This is a genomic window from Streptomyces sp. NPDC050738, from assembly GCF_040654175.1.
Lineage (GTDB): Bacteria > Actinomycetota > Actinomycetes > Streptomycetales > Streptomycetaceae > Streptomyces.
On sequence record NZ_JBFAHN010000016.1, the window covers coordinates 69857 to 85078 of the forward strand.

Below are 15222 nucleotides of genomic sequence, written 5' to 3' on the forward strand. Positions count from 1 at the left end.
ACATCAGAGATGATGCATCAAGAGTGATGCTTTCATGGGGGCCCGCCGACTGGACATACTGTGGGCGGAACCGAACGCGGAGAGGGCCGGAACGGACATGGACAACGCAGGTCAGCAGTACCCCCCGCCCCCGCCGCACCCCCCGCAGGGCTTCGGCCCGCCGCCGCAGCCGTACGCCGCGCCGCAGCAGCCCCAGGCCCCGTCCCCTCACCCGGACTTCCTCGCCGCCGACCGCCGCCAGGCGATCGTCATCGACGCCGACGGGGTCTCCTTCGAGCACCAGGGTCAGACCGCGGACTTCCCCTGGCGGCACATCCAGACCGTCCACTTCAAGGCGGGCCCGGCCGGCACCGTCCTGATGGTCGCCGTGGTCCTGCCCGACGGACGCTTCTTCGAGGGCACGGTCTCGGCCCGCAATGCGGCCACTCTCCATGAGTGGTTCGCCGAGATCGCCCCGGTTCTCGCCTACTACCTCAACTCCCGGGGCCAATAAGGCGCTCTTCCCTCCTGTGCCGGACATGCGCTAACAATGCGCATGTCAAAACCGAAAGAACTTCGGTCACAGAGGGGACCCCCCATGAAAAAGCCTCTCGTCGGTGCACTGTTGTCACTCCTCCTCCTGGGAGTCGGCGCAGCACCCGCGACAGCGGCGGCGGCCACAAGCCACCCCGCACCCGCTCCGGCAGCCGCACCCGCGGTCAAGGTCAAAGCAGTCGACTTCGCCGGGACGGTGGCGCTCAGCAACTGCTCGGGCTCCGTCATCCGCATGCCCGACTCCCAGTCCACCGACCACGCGCTCGTGCTCTCCAACGGCCACTGCCTGGAGACCGGCTTCCCGGCCGCGGGCGAGGTGCTCGTCGACCGCCCCTCGTCCCGCACCTTCTCCCTGCTGAACGGCGCGGGCACCAAGGTCGCCACGCTCCGGGCGAGCAAGATCGCGTACGGGACGATGACCGACACGGACATCTCCCTGTACGAACTGACCACGACCTACGCCCAGATCCAGAGCTCCTACGGCATCAAGGCGCTGGAGCTCAACGCCGCCCACCCCACGCAGGGCAGCGCCATCAAGGTCGTCTCCGGCTACTGGAAGCGCACCTACAGCTGCAACGTCGACGGCTTCGTCTACCGCCTCAAGGAGGGCGACTGGACCTGGAAGGACTCGGTCCGCTACACCTCCGCCTGCCAGACCATCGGCGGCACCTCGGGCTCGCCGGTGATCGACACGACGACCGGCAAGGTCGTCGCCGTCAACAACACCGGCAATGAGGACGGCGCCCGCTGCACGGAGAACAACCCGTGCGAGGTCGCCGCGGACGGCACGGTCACCGTCCGCAAGGGCATCAACTACGCCCAGGAGACATACGGGATCGTCGCCTGCGTGGGCATAGGCAACAAGATCGACCTGAGCCGCGCGGGCTGCACCCTGCCCAAGCCGTAAGGCCCCGGGAACAGCAGCGCCCGCCGGGGGAGCGGCGGGCGCTGCGTGCTTGCGGTGCCACGGCACCACGGGACTACGGCAGGGCGTGGACGTGCGGCCCGACCGCGTTGGACCAGGCATTGCCCGACGAGGCGTCCCAGTTGGTCGACCAGGTCATCGCGCCGCGCAGACCCGGGTAGGTCTTCGAGGGCTTGAAGGAACCGCAACTGGTGCCCTTGGCAAGGCAGTCGAGCGCGGCGTTCACGACGGACGGCGAGACGTAGCCGCTGCCCGCGCCACTCGTCGAGGCCGGCACGCCGATGCCGACCTGCGAGGGGGCGAGCCCGCCTTCCAGCTGGATGCAGGCGAGCGCGGTGAGGAAGTCCACCGAGCCCTGGCTGTAGACCTTGCCGTCGCAGCCGAGCATCGAACCGCTGTTGTAGTACTGCATGTTGACGACGGTCAGGATGTCCTTCACGGCCAGTGCGGTCTTGAAGTACTCGCCCGAGGTCGACTGCATGTCGATGGTCTGCGGCGCCATGGTCAGGACGAAGCCCGAACCGGCCTTGCTGGCAAGCGACTTGAGCGCCTGCGACATGTAGGTGGAGTTGAGGCCGTTCTCCAGGTCGATGTCGACGCCGTTGAAGCCGTACGTCTGCATCAGGGAGTAGACGGAGTTGGCGAAGTTCGTGGCGGAGGCGGAGTCGCTCACGCTGATGGTGCCGTTCTGGCCGCCGATGGAGATGACGACGGACTTGCCGGCGGCCTGCTTGGCCTTGATGTCGGCCTTGAACTGGTCGACGGTGTAGCCGCCCAGACCCGCCGAGTCGAGGGTGAAGGAGACCGCGCCCGGCGTGGTCGTCGCGTCGGCGAAGGAGACCGCGAGGATGTCGTACGCGGACGGGACGTCACTGATCTTCTGGACCGTGGCGCCGTTGTTGAAGTTCTGCCAGTAGCCGGTGACCGCGTGCTTGGGCACGGACCCGGCGGGAGGCGTCACCGTGGAGCTCGGCGTGGGCGTGGGCGTCGGCGTGGGAGTCGACGGGGTGGACGCGGAGGTGGTGGGGGTCGGTGTCGGGTCCGTACCGCCGCCGCCGTCGGGTCCGGAGACCGTGATGTCGTCCGCGTAGTACGCGCCCTGGCCGTACCAGCCGTGCGTGTAGACCGTGACCGACTTCGTCGAGGCGCCTGTCTTGAAGCTGGTGGAGAGCTTCGTCCAGCCCGTGGCGCTGGGGGTCCAGGTGGACGCGTCGGTCGTCCCGGTGCCGGATGCGCCGAGGTAGACGTACGCGCCCTGCACCCAACCGCTCATCGTGTACGTCGAGTTGGGCTGGACGGCGACCGTCTGGGAGCACTGGGCGTTGTCCGAGGAGGACGCGGCGCCCTTCAGGGCCGAGGTGCCGCCGTGCACGGGCGAGGTGACGACCGAGCCGGTCCCTCCCGTACAGGTCCAGCCGGTGAGGCCGGACTCGAAGCCGGCGTTCTTGGCGACGTTGATGTCGGCGGCCTGGGCGCTGTTCGCCAGACCGGTGAGCGAGGCGGCGCCCGCCGCTATGAGAGCTGTCGCTCCGCCGATCCAGGATCTGCGGAGAAGGGGAGACCGCGATGCGCGGTGTGGTCGGTCCACGTGGTGCCTCCGGGGGTGGGGGAGTGGCGCGGGACGGGGGAGGGGGACGGTGGCCACCGTTGGTCGTACAAGCTGGTCCAGACCAATTGGGTTGTCAAGACCTCTGGCACATGGACATCCGCATCGCGGAATCGAACGCCCCGCTTCGACCAAGATCCAATGAATATTGCCCGGTTGGGGGTTCTTGCTCCGGCCTGCCTGGATACAGTGCTGTTGCTGGAGACACACACCGTGAACGGGGGAACACAACGTGCCAACCGCGATAGCCGTGACGAGCCCCGATCTCGTACTCCCACCGCCCGACCACCACACTCCGCTCGCGGCGGTTCTCCAGCCCCCGGCGGTCCAGTCGCTCGAAGGCTCGCTCGCCGAGATGCACACGCTTCTCGAACAGCATGGGTACGTGGTGGTCGTCTATCCGAACTCCCTTGCGCCGGCGGCGGTTCACCGCCTCCACACCGTCCGCTCGGTCCTGGAGAGCGACCGGATCGCCCTGCTCCCGCTGGACCTGCCGCCGCTCGCGGTCGCCGTTCTCGTACGCCAGCTGCGCCAGCTCTCCCTCTGCGACTTCAGCCCCGGCGTCCTCGCGTCCGCGGCGCGTTTGCTCTCGCACTACATCTACGCGGGCGCGCTGCTCGCCTCGGTGACCAAGCTCGACCGGGTCCCGGTGACGCTCAAGGCGCACGCCAAGTCCTGGGTGCCGGGGTCGCAGTTCGCGGTGCTCACGGCCCCGACTCCCCACCTCCTCAAGCTCACTTCGGGACCGACTGACGCGCTCCCGGGCCCCGGATTCGGCACACACATGCTGATCGCCCGCGGCCAGCTCCAGTCCGACTGGGTGGGCGCGACCCTCGCCCCCGCCTGGCACGTGCAGGGCCTCCTGGAGACGGCGCTCCCCGCCGATTCGCCGCTCTGGTGGGGCACGCCCAAGCTCGTCGAGTTCGCATCCGCGATCAACGACGTCTCCGTCCTCTACCAGCTGGTCGCCTCGGTCAGACGCGAGACCTGCCACTGGTGCGGACTCCAACTGATCGGCGACCGCTGCGGTTTCTGCTCGTCGCCGCTGCTGCAGCAACAGCAGTCCACGGCGCCACCGCAGAAACGCGTGGCGGCCGCGCTGCCCGCAGGCACGACGTAACCCGGCAACAACCCGACCAGCCCAGCCCATCCCCATCCCCCCGCAAGCCGCACGAGTGCAGCACAGACCAAGGAGTCCCCCCGGTGAACTCACGCCAGCGCCGCGGCATCATCCTGCTGCTCCTGTCCGTCCTCTGCGCCTTCGCGGCCTTCGCCGGCGTCCTGGCCGTGATACGCGACGTGAACTCCAAGGTCGGCTCGGAGGTGACGGCGTACCGCGTCAAGAACGACATAGCGCCCTACAAACAGCTCGACGAGGACGACTTCGCGCGGACGAAGATGCCCAAGCGCTGGCTCTCCGACAACGCGATCACGAACCTCTCCGAGATCAGAGGGAAGATCGCGGTCACCCAGCTCAAATCGGGGTCGCTCCTCCAGTCGGACATGATCGTGAACCAGCCCGAACTCAAGGCGGGCGAACAGGAGATAGCGATCATGATCGACGCGGCGACGGGGGTCGCGGGCAAGATCACGCCGGGCTCGACGGTCAACATCTACGCGACCTTCGCGGGCGACAACAAATCGAAGCCCAACACCTCGGAGGTGATCGTCACAGCCGCCCGAGTCCTGGACGTAGGCAAACTCACCCCCCTCGACGCGACGAACACCAACAACCGCAGCACCCGCTCCACCGCCACCGAGGCCGTCCCGATCACCTTCGCGCTGGGGACCCTCGACGCGCAGCGCGTCGCGTACGCCGAATCCTTCGCGACCCACGTCCGCCTGGCGCTGGTGGCCCCAGGAGCGGCCGGATCCACCCCGACCGTCCCACCGGGCGATCGGCGCTACACCCTCGACGGCGACAAGTAAGGGAAAGGGGACGGGCCTGTGACGACGATCCGTATCCTCCCGGCGGTCGGCGACCTGGACGCCGCCCGCTCGATGACCACCCTCCTCAGCCAGCTCCCCGACGCGGAGCCGTACGCACCGGTCGTCGACTCCACCTCGCTCCTCGACATGCTGGCGCGCCTGGCCTCGGAGTCGATCGACGAACTCCCCGAGGTCGTCCTGGTCCACGAACGCATCGGCCCCGCACCGGCGTTGGAGCTGATCCGCGAGGTCGCGCTGCGCTTCCCGGCCTGCGGCGTCGTCCTGATCACCTCCGACGCGGGCCCCATGCTCTTCACGGCCGCGATGGACTCGGGCGCGCGGGGCCTGGTCGGACTCCCGCTGGGCTACGAGGAGTTGTCGGCCCGCGTCCAGAACGCGGCGTCCTGGGCGACGGGCGTACGACGCCACCTCGGCGGCAGCGCGGAGGTGATGGGCGGCGGCCCCGGCGGGAGAGTGGTGACGGTCTCCGGCGCGAAGGGCGGCGTGGGCACGACCCTCACGGCGGTCCAACTGGCCCTGGCGGCAGTCGCGTCGGGCCATACGGTCGCCCTGGTGGACCTGGACCTACAGTCCGGGGACGTGGCGTCCTACCTCGACGTCCAGTTCCGCCGCTCGATCGTCGACCTGGCGGGCATCTCGGACATCTCCCCGCGCGTGCTCCAGGACGCGGTGTACGCGCACCCCACGGGCATCGGCCTGCTGCTGGCCCCCGGCGACGGGGAACGGGGCGAGGAGGTCACGGACCGGGTGGCACGGCAGGTGGTCTCGTCCCTCCGTAACCGCTACGAAGTGGTGGTCGTCGACTGCGGTACGCAGATGAACGGTGCCAACGCGGCGGCCATCGAAATGGCGGACCGGGCCCTGCTCCTGGTCACCCCGGACGTGGTCGCGGTCCGCGCGGCCAAACGCATGGTCCGGATGTGGGACCGCCTGCAGATCCGCAAGGCGGAGGAGACGACGACGGTGGTCAACCGCGCGTCCCGCTCCACGGAGATCCAGCCGCCGCTGGTGGAACGGATCACGGGCACGAAGGTCTCGCGCACCTCGATCCCCGCCGCTTTCAAGGAACTTCAGTCGGCGGTGGACGCGGGCCGCATGCAGGACCTGGACGCACGCGGGACGGTGAAGCAGGCGCTCTGGACGCTGGCGGCCGAACTGGAACTGACCCGCTCGTCGACGGCCGCAGGCCCGCCCGCGAAGGGCACGGGCCTGGCGCTGCGGAGGCGGGGCGGCGACCGGGGTGCGGCGATGATCGAGTTCGCCGGGATGGCGCCGCTGATCATCTTCGTACTGGTGGCGATGTGGCAGTGCGTGCTGTGGGGCTACACGTTCTCCCTGGCGGGCAACGCGGCGGACGAGGCATCGCGGGCGGCGACGGCGGCGGCCACGGCGGGGGAGGACCCAGCGGCAGCATGCCAGGCGGCGGCGGACAAACGCCTCCCGGCGAGCTGGCAGGGGGCGGCGACGTGCACGCGGGACGGTGCGGTGTGGCGGGCGAAGGTGAAGCTGAACACCCCGATCCTGTTCCCGGGTGCGGGGAACTTCCCGTGGAAGGTGGACGGGGATGCGGCTGCGGCGGCGGAGGGGGGTGAAGGGGAGTGAGGGGGCCAGGAGTTTTTCCCCAACCCGCCCCTTCCCGAACTGGGGCTGCGCAATATTCAGCCCCTCCGGCGTTTGAGGAGCGGGGGTCCGGGGGCGGAGCCCCCGAAAAGGGGGTCCGGGGCGGCGGCCCCGCCCGCGGCGGAGCCGCAGAATGTCGCAGCGGGAAGGGGCGGGGTAGGGGAGTAAAGCCCGCGCAGCGGGACCCGCACTCCCGACGAAACCTCCTCCGCAGCGACCGAGGAACCTCCGTTCTCGAATTCGCGGGGTTCCTCCCCATCCTCCTCTTCGTAGCGATGGCAGCAATCCAGCTCGGCCTCATCGGCTACGCAGCCAACCAGGCCGGCACCGCAGCCCGAACCGCCGCCCGCAGCGAATCCCTCACCCCCGGCTCGGGCCAGGCCGCAGGCAACTCCGCGGTCAGCGGCTGGCTCAGCGACGACACCTCCGTATCCATCGCCAGCACCCAGGACACGGTCACCGCGAAAGCCACCGTCACCGTCCCCTCCGTACTCCCCGGAGTGAACCCCTTCGGCCCGATCACCCGATCCGTGACGATGCCCAGGGACGACCGACCCACCGAGGGAGGAGCCACCCCATGAGCCTGCGATCCCGCATGGTCACCACCCCCGAGGAGCACGCCCAGACGGCCCGCGAGGACGGCCCCCTGGTAGCCACCTACCGCACGAAACTCCTCGAGGAGATCGACCTCGCGGAGATGTCCTCCCTCGCCGCAGCCGAACGCCGCGCCCGCCTGGAACGCGTACTCGGCCACATCATCAGCCGCGAGGGCCCGGTCCTCTCCACCTCCGAACGCGCCCAGCTGATCCGCCGCGTAGTGGACGAGGCACTCGGCCTGGGCGTACTCGAACCCCTCCTCGAAGACGCCTCGATCACCGAGATCATGGTCAACGGCCCGGACGCGATCTTCGTGGAGCGAGCAGGCCGCGTGGAGCAGCTCCCCCTCCGCTTCGCCTCCACAGAGCAACTCATGCAGACGATCGAGCGCATCGTCTCCACGGTCAACCGCCGCGTCGACGAGTCGAACCCCATGGTCGACGCCCGCCTCCCCTCGGGCGAACGCGTCAACGTGATCATCCCGCCGCTCTCCCTCACGGGCCCCACCCTCACGATCCGCCGCTTCCCCCGCGCGTACCGCCTCACCGAACTGATCAGCCTCGGCACCCTGGACGAGCAACTCCTGCTCCTCCTCTCCGCCTTCGTACGCGCCCGCTTCAACGTGATCGTCAGCGGCGGAACGGGCAGCGGCAAGACCACCCTCCTCAACGCGCTCTCCGGCCTCATCCCCGACCAGGAACGCATCATCACCGTCGAGGACGCGGCCGAACTCCAGCTCCAGCAGGCCCACGTCATCCGCCTGGAGACGCGCCCGGCCAACGTGGAGGGCAAGGGCCAGATCACCATCCGCGACCTGGTCCGCAACTCGCTCCGTATGCGCCCGGACCGCATCATCGTCGGTGAGGTCCGAGGCGGCGAGACCCTCGACATGCTCCAGGCGATGTCGACGGGCCACGACGGCTCGCTCGCCACGGTCCACTCCAACAGCGCGGAGGACGCGCTGATGCGCCTCCAGACCCTCGGCTCGATGTCGGAGGTGGAGATCCCCTTCGAGGCGCTGCGCGACCAGATCAACAGCGCGGTGGACGTGATCGTCCAGCTGACCCGCCACGCGGACGGCTCCCGCAAGATCAGCGAACTGGCGATCCTCACCTCGCACGGCCGCGAACAGTTCCAGATCGCGACGGTCTCCCGCTTCCGGTCCCGCCCCATGTCGGCGGACAGGGTGGTGCACGGCGAGTTCGAGCACCTCCCCCTCCCGCGCAGAGTCGCGGAACGCCTCTACCTGGCGAACGAACCGATCCCACCCGCCTACGGAGTGGCGGACGAACTGACCCCCCTCCAACTGAGGGAGGCCCGATGACGGCATCCAAAGCCCGCGCCCCCGAAACCACCCACGGCCCGCACCCCTCCACCCACCCCCGAAGGGAGCCCCGATGACCACCCCCGCCTACGTGGCAATCGCCGCCACCCTCGCCTGCGCGACCCTGGCCATCGCAGGCCTCCTCACCTACATCAGAGGCAAGTCCCAGCACGCAGAGCTGGAGAAGCGCCTCGCCATCACCACAGGCCACACCCCGCCAGGCACCCGCACCCGCCACTTCCAGGCCGTGGACACCCGCCTCCGCCGCACAGCCGCAGGCAAGCGCATCGCACACCGGATCGCCGCGACCGGCCTGGACCTCACCCCCGGTGAGTTCCTCGTCTACGCCCTCCTCGCGACCGGCGTCCTGTGGGCCGTCGCCGCCGCCTTCCTGGCCCCGTTCTTCGGCCCGGTCGCAGCGCTCATCGCCCTCTGGGCAGCGAACACCTTCCTCAACTGGCAGCGCCAGAAGCGCATCGAGGCGTTCATCAACCAGCTCCCCGAGCTGTCCCGCATCCTCGCCAACGCCACCGCCGCAGGCCTCGCCCTCCGCACAGCCCTCTCCATGGCGGCGGACGAACTCGAAGCGCCCGCAGGCGAGGAACTCTCCACCGTCGCCAACCAACTGGCCCTGGGCCGCTCCATCGACGAGGCCCTCTCCGAACTCGCCGACCGCCTCCCCTCCCGCGAGCTGGTCGTCCTCGTCACGACCCTGATCCTCTCCAACCGGGCAGGCGGCACGGTCGTGGCTTCCCTCCGTAACCTCACCACCACCCTGGAGGAGCGCAAGGAAACCCGCCGCGAGGTGGTCACGATGCTGGCCGAGGTGAACGCCACCGCGTACACGCTCCCGCTCCTCGGCCTGGGCGCGATGGTCATGCTGAACTCGATGGCCCCGGGCAGTCTCGCCCGTATGACGGGCTCAACAATCGGCCAAATAGCGGTAGTTGTCTCCATGGCCCTCTACGCCATCGGCTTCATCGCGATGCGCCGCCTGGGCAAGATCGAAGTCTGAGGGAGGACAGGACACCATGACAGGACTCCTCCTGGCCGCACTCTTCGGCCTCTCCCTCGCCGGCATCTTCATCGGCGTACGCATGTACCGCGCCGAAGCGAAGATCCCCGAGGACCTGGCCATCGCCCTGGAGGTCGGCGCCACCCGCGTCAAAGGCCTGGAGGCGGCCATCGACCGCGCCGGCATGCGCTTCGCCCCCTCGGTCCTCAAGACCATGGGTCCCAAACAGGTCGAGAAGAAGCGCCGCCGCATCGACATGGCGGGCAACCCGGGCGGCCTCACCATCGACCGTTACGCGGCCCGCCGAGCCGTCTTCGGCATCTTCGGCGGTTTCGCGGGCTTCGCGCTCCTCACCAACGGCATGCTGATCTTCGCGATCCTGGCGCTCGCCTACGGGGCCTTCGCGGCGGACGTCACCATCTGGCAGGCGATCCGCCACCGCAAGGACGTCATCGAGCGCACGCTCCCCGACTTCCTCGACGTCCTGGCGGTCGTCGTCTCGGCGGGCCTCGGTTTCCGCCAGGCACTGGAACGCGTATCCGACAAATACGCGGGCCCCTGGGCGGACGAACTCCGCATCACACTCCGCCAGATGGACATGGGCGTAAGCCGCCGCCAGGCCTTCGACGAACTGCGCCGCCGCAATGAATCCGAGCAGGTCAGCCAGTTCGTGACGGCGCTCCAGCAGGGCGAGGAACTGGGCGCCCCCATCGCGGACACCCTCATCCAGATCGCGACCGACATGCGCCGCACCGACGCCCAGAACTCCCGGCGCCGCGCGGCCAAGGCGATTCCCAAGACCACGATGGTCACCCTGATGACGATGGTCCCGGCCACGCTCATCCTGATCACGGCGAACATGTTCCTCGGCTCGAACACGGACTTCGGCCAGCTCTTCGGCAACTGACACTCAACACAGGGGAGGAGGGGAACAGCGGTGACCAGAAACCCAGTTGTGGGCAGTCGTTCCGCAGGGCGGAACGGGTGGGCACAACCCCCGGCGGTGACCGCGAGCGCACCCCTGCTCCAGGGTGGCGCGTTCACCACCCCGGCCCCCGCGTCAGCGTTCGAGGACGACGCACCCGCCCCAAGTCTGCCGATCCAGCTCAACGCATTGCAGGCCCTGTGCAGACAGGTCTTCGGGTTCAGGCTGGCCCTGATCGCGATCGGGACCCCATTCGCACTCGACCGCGCGAACTCTCGCTTCGGCGTCTGGCTGGTCGGCGCCGCCATCGTCTTCAGCCTCGTCGGCTCGTACGCGATGCTCCGGGACTGGGAGGTCTTCGGCCCTCTCCTCATCAAGTACCGCTCCCTGATGCTCCTGGACTTCATCTTCGGCTCGGTCCTGCTGCTCACCGCGTCCCCGGACTCCACCCTCGGCTACGCAACGGTCTGCACCCCTCTCCTCGCCGGCCTCCTCTACGGCTGGCGCGGGGCGGGCATCTTCACCCTCATCCAGATCCTTCTCCTGGCGGCCGCGTACTCCGCCTGGCACGTCCGCATGGCGGGCCCCGCATCGACCCTGCTCCTCACGGGCTTCTGCATCGCGGCCGGAGTCATAGGAGTCACCCTCCGCAACCTGATGTTCCGCTTCGGTACGGCCACCCAGGCGCTCTCCGAGGCGACCGCGCGCCTGGCGGTCAATGACGCGGTGGAGGAGGAACGCACCCGCCTGGCCCGCGAGATGCACGACTCCGTGGCCAAAACCCTCCACGGTCTCGCCCTGGCGGCCGACAGCCTCTCCCAGTCGGCGGACCGGATGGACCCGCTCACGGTCAAACACCAGGCGGGCATGGTCGCCCGCTCGGCTCGCAGGGCGGCGGCGGAGTCCCGCGAGATCCTCTCGGACCTGCGCCGCAAGGCGGACCACGACATGGGCGGCGTGGACGTGGCGACCGAACTCTCAGCCCGTGTACGGGACTTCGCGACCCGTACGACCATCCCCACCGACTTCATCCCGGTGGGCGCGTCCCCCGCCCCCGTACTCCCGCACGCGGTGGCCCGCCACCTCCTCACGATCGCGACGGAGGCCCTGGAGAACGCCCACCGCCACGCCGACGCGACCCGCATCACGGTGGAGATCGGCATCCTCGCCACCGACGCCCACGGCCCCGACCCGCACCTCTCCGACCTCCATCTCTCCATCATCGACAACGGCACCGGCCTCCCGCGCGGCACGTCACTCGAAGACCTCCACCGGGCAGGCCACTTCGGCCTGGTCGGCATGGTCGAGCGCGCGGCCGGCATAGGCGCACGGATCCGTATCGGCCGGGGGAGGAGCGAGGGCGGCACGGAGGTCCGCGTAGACCTCCCGATGGCCGCGCTCACCCCCCACCTGCCCCGCCCCTGACACCCTGCCCCGACCCTCCCCGAGAGGAGACCGCACGATGCCGACCCCGACGGAATCATCGTCGTACCACGTCTCCCAGCACACCCACGCCCACACCTTCGAACCCCGCTCCGAGCACACCCCCCTGGGCATCCACAGCCCACCGCCGACCCCGTCCGCGCTCCGGATCGTGATCGCGGACGACAACCCGGTGGTACGCGCGGGCCTGACCGCCCTGCTGGGCGCGCGCGAAGACATCCAGGTGGTGGCGGAGGCGGCGGACGGCCGCCAGGCGCTGAAGGAGACGGAGCAACACCGCCCGGATGTGGTGCTGTTGGACGTGCGCATGCCGGGGGTGGACGGCATCTCGGCGCTCCCGTACCTGGTGCGGATCGCCCCGGTGATGATGCTGACGTACAGCCGCGAGAGCGAGATCGTGCAGGAGGCGCTGCGGCTGGGAGCGGGCGGGTACCTGGTGCACGGCGAGTTCACCGCGGACGAACTGGTGGGCGCGGTACGGGACATGAAGGCGGGCAGGGGCCGGTTCTCGGCGTCGGCGCAGGACGCGCTGGTGGCGCATGTGCGGGGGACGGTAGGGACTGGGTTGCCGGAAGGCCTGGGGTCGGCGTACGGACAGGACGCCACGTACCGGGAACCCACCCTATTCCGCCCAACCTCTTCGCATCTGCAACCACTTATGGGACAGTCTCGACAGGGGGACCGCCACGGGCTGAGTTCGAGGGAGGTGGAGGTGATGGACCTGATCGCATCGGGCATGAACAACCAGCAGATCGCCGCCACTTGCTTCATCAGCGAGAAGACAGTCAAGAACCACATCAACCGCATCTTCGCGAAACTGCACAGCACGACCAGAAGCGAAGCGATAGCGGTGTGGCTGGGGACGGCGGGCCGCGGCCATGGCTGAGCTGCTTTGGGCCCGGAGATGGGTCCGTGGGCCCTCTGCCGGAGGCTCCGATTCCCCGTACGTTGCCCCAAATACGGGGACGACCGCACACGCGCAGGCACAGTCATCCAAAGGGGTTCACCACCATGGCGAAGCGACACACCAGGCTGAGGGCGATTACCCGGGCGCAGATCGCGGTGGGCGGGTGGCGCGACACGGTGGTGGCGCGGATGGGGAAGCGGGCGGGGGATCGCGGGGCGAGCGTGGTGGAGTACGGGGGGTTGCTGGTGATTGTGGCGCTGATTGTGGTGGCTGTGCGGGGGTTGGGGTTGCAGGGGACGATTTCGAACGCGATCAGTACAGCGGTCACGAACATCACCAGCGGAGGCTGACGCATCTCCAGCGTCGAGGCGATCGAGGGCAGACGATTCCCATCTACGTGGTCGTAGTGGGCAGTCTGCTCTTTCTCGCGTTTGCCTACTTCGCCTTTGCGCAGGCTGCGGTCGCGCGCAATGGTGCTCAGTCGGCAGCGGATGCGTCGGCGCTGGCGGCAGCGCAGGACGTCCGGGATGAACTGGCTGACGGGTTCATCAACGCCCTGGGGAATCCAGCTGATGCGACGAAGTGGCTACTGATCGAGCTACCACTTCAGGGAACGGGAGAGGCGGCAGCTGCACAGCTTGCGGCGGACAACAAGGCAACGCTCGATGGGCTGGCGCCAACCACGGTCAAGGGATATCCCGCGTTCAGGGCAAGCATCACGACGAACTACACAGCGGGCAAATCCATCCTCCCCGTGACCTCGGAGAGCCACGCCAAGGCCCACGCGGTGGCCGTCATCGAGCCACGCTGCACGCTCACGTCGGGGGACGCCGATGATTTCATCGAATTCGACTGTGGTGGTGACCAGCCCCCGTGGAAGATCGACCCCAAGCACCTCAACGACATTGCGCTACCCGAGGCGAAGGATCTGTTCTCGGTACATCTGGCTGAGTGAGTGGGAGAGATGAGTATGCGGCACACCAGGAAGGCCCGCAGGGCGCTGACCGCGGTAGCGATCGCAAGTGGCTTGGCCCTCACGGTGGCTGGTTGCGGTGGGGGCGGAGATGGCAAGGGTAAGTCGAGCACGTCGTCTCCCCCCGTCCAGAAGACGCAGAGCGGTGACAAGGCGCAGCCGTCCGCCACCCCCACATCGGATGCCCCGCTGGCAGAAGTCAAGGGGGGAGAGGGCGTCACGCTCACCATTACGTCGGCCCTCCGGGACTCAGGCGGCTTCGTCACGATCAGTGGCAAGGTGGCCAATACCAGCGGCAAGGTGATTGCTCTGGGCCGGTGGGCTGGTGACGAGTCTGAACTCGCAGGAAACTCAGCCTCTATGGCCGGCGCTTCTCTGGTCGACAAGGTAGGGAAGAAGAAGTATCTGATCCTCCGCGACACGAGTGGCCGCTGCCTGTGCACAAAGTTCGACGGTGCATTCCTCGCGAACGCGGAGAAGGACTTCTACGCTCAGTTCCCCGCCCCACCCGCCAGCACCAAGTCCGTCGAGTTCCAGATCGCCGACATGCCCCCCGCCACCATCGACCTCACCGACGGCGAGTGACCCCATGTCGCCATCAACTCGCCCTAGCCCGCTGGCCGCAGTAGCCCTCGCTGCCGCGACCCTCCTTCTGGCCACGCCTACAACCGCATACGCGGCCGGCCCCACCCCCAGCACCCCACCCGGCGGAACGACAACATCCCCCGCCCCCACGATCAGCCCCACCGCGCCCAACCTCAAACTCGGTGACGGTGCGACGCTCGCGCCTTCCCGCATCATCGACATCAAGTCCGTCGTCGAGGACCTGGGCGGCGAGGAACGCCGCTCCGACACCCCCTCCGACACCACCTTCGCGCTCCAGGCCGAGGTCCTGTTCTCCAAGAACAGCGCCAAGCTCAACCCGCTCGCGGCCTCCCGCATCAAGGCGATCGCCACCGAGATCGGCGCCCAACACGCCACCAACGTCCGCGTGTTCGGCTTCACCGACGACCTCGGCTCCTACGAACACGGCAAGGTGCTCTCCAAGCAGCGCGCCGACGCCGTACAGCAGGAACTCGCAAAATCCCTCCCGTCCTCCTCCGCGATCACCTTCCTGATCCGCGGCTACAGCGAGGACTACCCGATCGCCTCCAACGCCACAGAAGAGGGCCGCACGAAGAACCGCCGAGTCGAGGTCTCCTTCCCCCGCACGGCCACCTAGCACTGCGAGGCGGCTTGATCGGCCTGTAGGGACTCAATACTCGCTGCATAAGCACAGCGAGAATCGAACTTAGTGGCGTACTGCTCGAACGAGCCGAACGAGGCCGCCCATGAAGCCTCACACCGCTCGGCCAGCGGGTCGTCAGGGCCGCAACGGTTTGGCTATGAAGGCCATCCGCGCC

The 15222-nt window shown here is 68.6% G+C and carries 16 protein-coding genes; 15 read left to right on the forward strand and 1 reads right to left on the reverse strand.

Annotated features, from left to right (window positions below):
- Positions 1-97 precede the first annotated feature (97 nt).
- On the forward strand, positions 98-493 hold the full coding sequence (locus AB0H78_RS31195) for a hypothetical protein (RefSeq protein WP_363238027.1): 396 nt from the start codon (positions 98-100) through the stop codon (positions 491-493).
- A gap of 84 nt (positions 494-577) precedes the next feature.
- Positions 578-1441 (forward strand): serine protease, encoded by an 864-nt coding sequence (locus AB0H78_RS31200; protein WP_363238028.1) that lies wholly within the window; start codon positions 578-580, stop codon positions 1439-1441.
- A 73-nt stretch (positions 1442-1514) separates the two neighbouring features.
- Here the strand turns inward: AB0H78_RS31200 and AB0H78_RS31205 are convergent, their stop codons facing one another.
- Positions 1515-2996: a glycosyl hydrolase family 18 protein gene (locus AB0H78_RS31205; protein WP_363238142.1), complete on the reverse strand. Its 1482-nt coding sequence runs from the start codon at positions 2994-2996 to the stop codon at positions 1515-1517.
- A gap of 301 nt (positions 2997-3297) precedes the next feature.
- Between AB0H78_RS31205 and AB0H78_RS31210 the strand changes: the two genes are divergently transcribed.
- The 13 genes from AB0H78_RS31210 (at position 3298) to AB0H78_RS31270 (ending at position 15041) form a co-directional block, all read left to right on the forward strand.
- On the forward strand, positions 3298-4185 hold the full coding sequence (locus tag AB0H78_RS31210; protein WP_363238029.1) for a hypothetical protein: 888 nt from the start codon (positions 3298-3300) through the stop codon (positions 4183-4185).
- An 83-nt stretch (positions 4186-4268) separates the two neighbouring features.
- Positions 4269-4994: a Flp pilus assembly protein CpaB gene (cpaB, locus tag AB0H78_RS31215; protein WP_363238030.1), complete on the forward strand. Its 726-nt coding sequence runs from the start codon at positions 4269-4271 to the stop codon at positions 4992-4994.
- 72 nt (positions 4995-5066) lie between these two features.
- Positions 5067-6617 (forward strand): AAA family ATPase, encoded by a 1551-nt coding sequence (locus tag AB0H78_RS31220; RefSeq protein WP_363238143.1) that lies wholly within the window; start codon positions 5067-5069, stop codon positions 6615-6617.
- Positions 6618-6910: 293 nt separating this feature from the next.
- Positions 6911-7216 carry a hypothetical protein gene (locus tag AB0H78_RS31225; protein WP_363238031.1) on the forward strand — a complete coding sequence of 102 codons (306 nt, stop codon included), beginning with the start codon at positions 6911-6913 and terminating at the stop codon, positions 7214-7216.
- The gene (locus AB0H78_RS31230) at positions 7213-8556 is read left to right on the forward strand and encodes a CpaF family protein (RefSeq protein ID WP_363238032.1); all 1344 of its coding nucleotides are present in this window, start codon (positions 7213-7215) and stop codon (positions 8554-8556) included. The genes AB0H78_RS31225 and AB0H78_RS31230 overlap by 4 nt, the downstream gene beginning before the upstream one ends.
- Positions 8557-8629: 73 nt before the next feature.
- On the forward strand, positions 8630-9571 hold the full coding sequence (locus AB0H78_RS31235) for a type II secretion system F family protein (RefSeq protein ID WP_363238033.1): 942 nt from the start codon (positions 8630-8632) through the stop codon (positions 9569-9571).
- Positions 9572-9587: 16 nt separating this feature from the next.
- Positions 9588-10478: a DUF5936 domain-containing protein gene (locus AB0H78_RS31240; protein WP_363238034.1), complete on the forward strand. Its 891-nt coding sequence runs from the start codon at positions 9588-9590 to the stop codon at positions 10476-10478.
- 186 nt (positions 10479-10664) lie between these two features.
- On the forward strand, positions 10665-11921 hold the full coding sequence (locus AB0H78_RS31245; protein ID WP_363238145.1) for a histidine kinase: 1257 nt from the start codon (positions 10665-10667) through the stop codon (positions 11919-11921).
- A 37-nt stretch (positions 11922-11958) separates the two neighbouring features.
- Positions 11959-12825, forward strand: a complete 867-nt coding sequence (locus AB0H78_RS31250) for a response regulator transcription factor (RefSeq protein WP_363238035.1) — start codon at positions 11959-11961, stop codon at positions 12823-12825.
- A 125-nt stretch (positions 12826-12950) separates the two neighbouring features.
- Positions 12951-13196, forward strand: a complete 246-nt coding sequence (locus AB0H78_RS31255; protein ID WP_363238036.1) for a hypothetical protein — start codon at positions 12951-12953, stop codon at positions 13194-13196.
- 35 nt (positions 13197-13231) lie between these two features.
- Positions 13232-13801 (forward strand): pilus assembly protein TadG-related protein, encoded by a 570-nt coding sequence (locus AB0H78_RS31260; protein WP_363238146.1) that lies wholly within the window; start codon positions 13232-13234, stop codon positions 13799-13801.
- Between the two features lie 15 nt (positions 13802-13816).
- Positions 13817-14404, forward strand: a complete 588-nt coding sequence (locus AB0H78_RS31265) for a hypothetical protein (protein ID WP_363238037.1) — start codon at positions 13817-13819, stop codon at positions 14402-14404.
- A gap of 4 nt (positions 14405-14408) precedes the next feature.
- Positions 14409-15041, forward strand: a complete 633-nt coding sequence (locus tag AB0H78_RS31270; RefSeq protein ID WP_363238038.1) for an OmpA family protein — start codon at positions 14409-14411, stop codon at positions 15039-15041.
- Positions 15042-15222: the final 181 nt, after the last annotated feature.

What these genes read in the sequence shown, in the direction of transcription:
- AB0H78_RS31195 (WP_363238027.1), top strand. Translation starts at nt 98, where the DNA reads ATGGACAACGCAGGTCAGCAGTACCCCCCGCCCCCGCCGCACCCCCCG.
- AB0H78_RS31200 (WP_363238028.1), top strand. Translation starts at nt 578, where the DNA reads ATGAAAAAGCCTCTCGTCGGTGCACTGTTGTCACTCCTCCTCCTGGGA.
- AB0H78_RS31220 (WP_363238143.1), top strand. Translation starts at nt 5,067, where the DNA reads ATGACCACCCTCCTCAGCCAGCTCCCCGACGCGGAGCCGTACGCACCG.
- AB0H78_RS31225 (WP_363238031.1), top strand. Translation starts at nt 6,911, where the DNA reads ATGGCAGCAATCCAGCTCGGCCTCATCGGCTACGCAGCCAACCAGGCC.
- AB0H78_RS31230 (WP_363238032.1), top strand. Translation starts at nt 7,213, where the DNA reads ATGAGCCTGCGATCCCGCATGGTCACCACCCCCGAGGAGCACGCCCAG.
- AB0H78_RS31235 (WP_363238033.1), top strand. Translation starts at nt 8,630, where the DNA reads ATGACCACCCCCGCCTACGTGGCAATCGCCGCCACCCTCGCCTGCGCG.
- AB0H78_RS31240 (WP_363238034.1), top strand. Translation starts at nt 9,588, where the DNA reads ATGACAGGACTCCTCCTGGCCGCACTCTTCGGCCTCTCCCTCGCCGGC.
- AB0H78_RS31250 (WP_363238035.1), top strand. Translation starts at nt 11,959, where the DNA reads ATGCCGACCCCGACGGAATCATCGTCGTACCACGTCTCCCAGCACACC.
- AB0H78_RS31255 (WP_363238036.1), top strand. Translation starts at nt 12,951, where the DNA reads ATGGCGAAGCGACACACCAGGCTGAGGGCGATTACCCGGGCGCAGATC.
- AB0H78_RS31265 (WP_363238037.1), top strand. Translation starts at nt 13,817, where the DNA reads ATGCGGCACACCAGGAAGGCCCGCAGGGCGCTGACCGCGGTAGCGATC.
- AB0H78_RS31270 (WP_363238038.1), top strand. Translation starts at nt 14,409, where the DNA reads ATGTCGCCATCAACTCGCCCTAGCCCGCTGGCCGCAGTAGCCCTCGCT.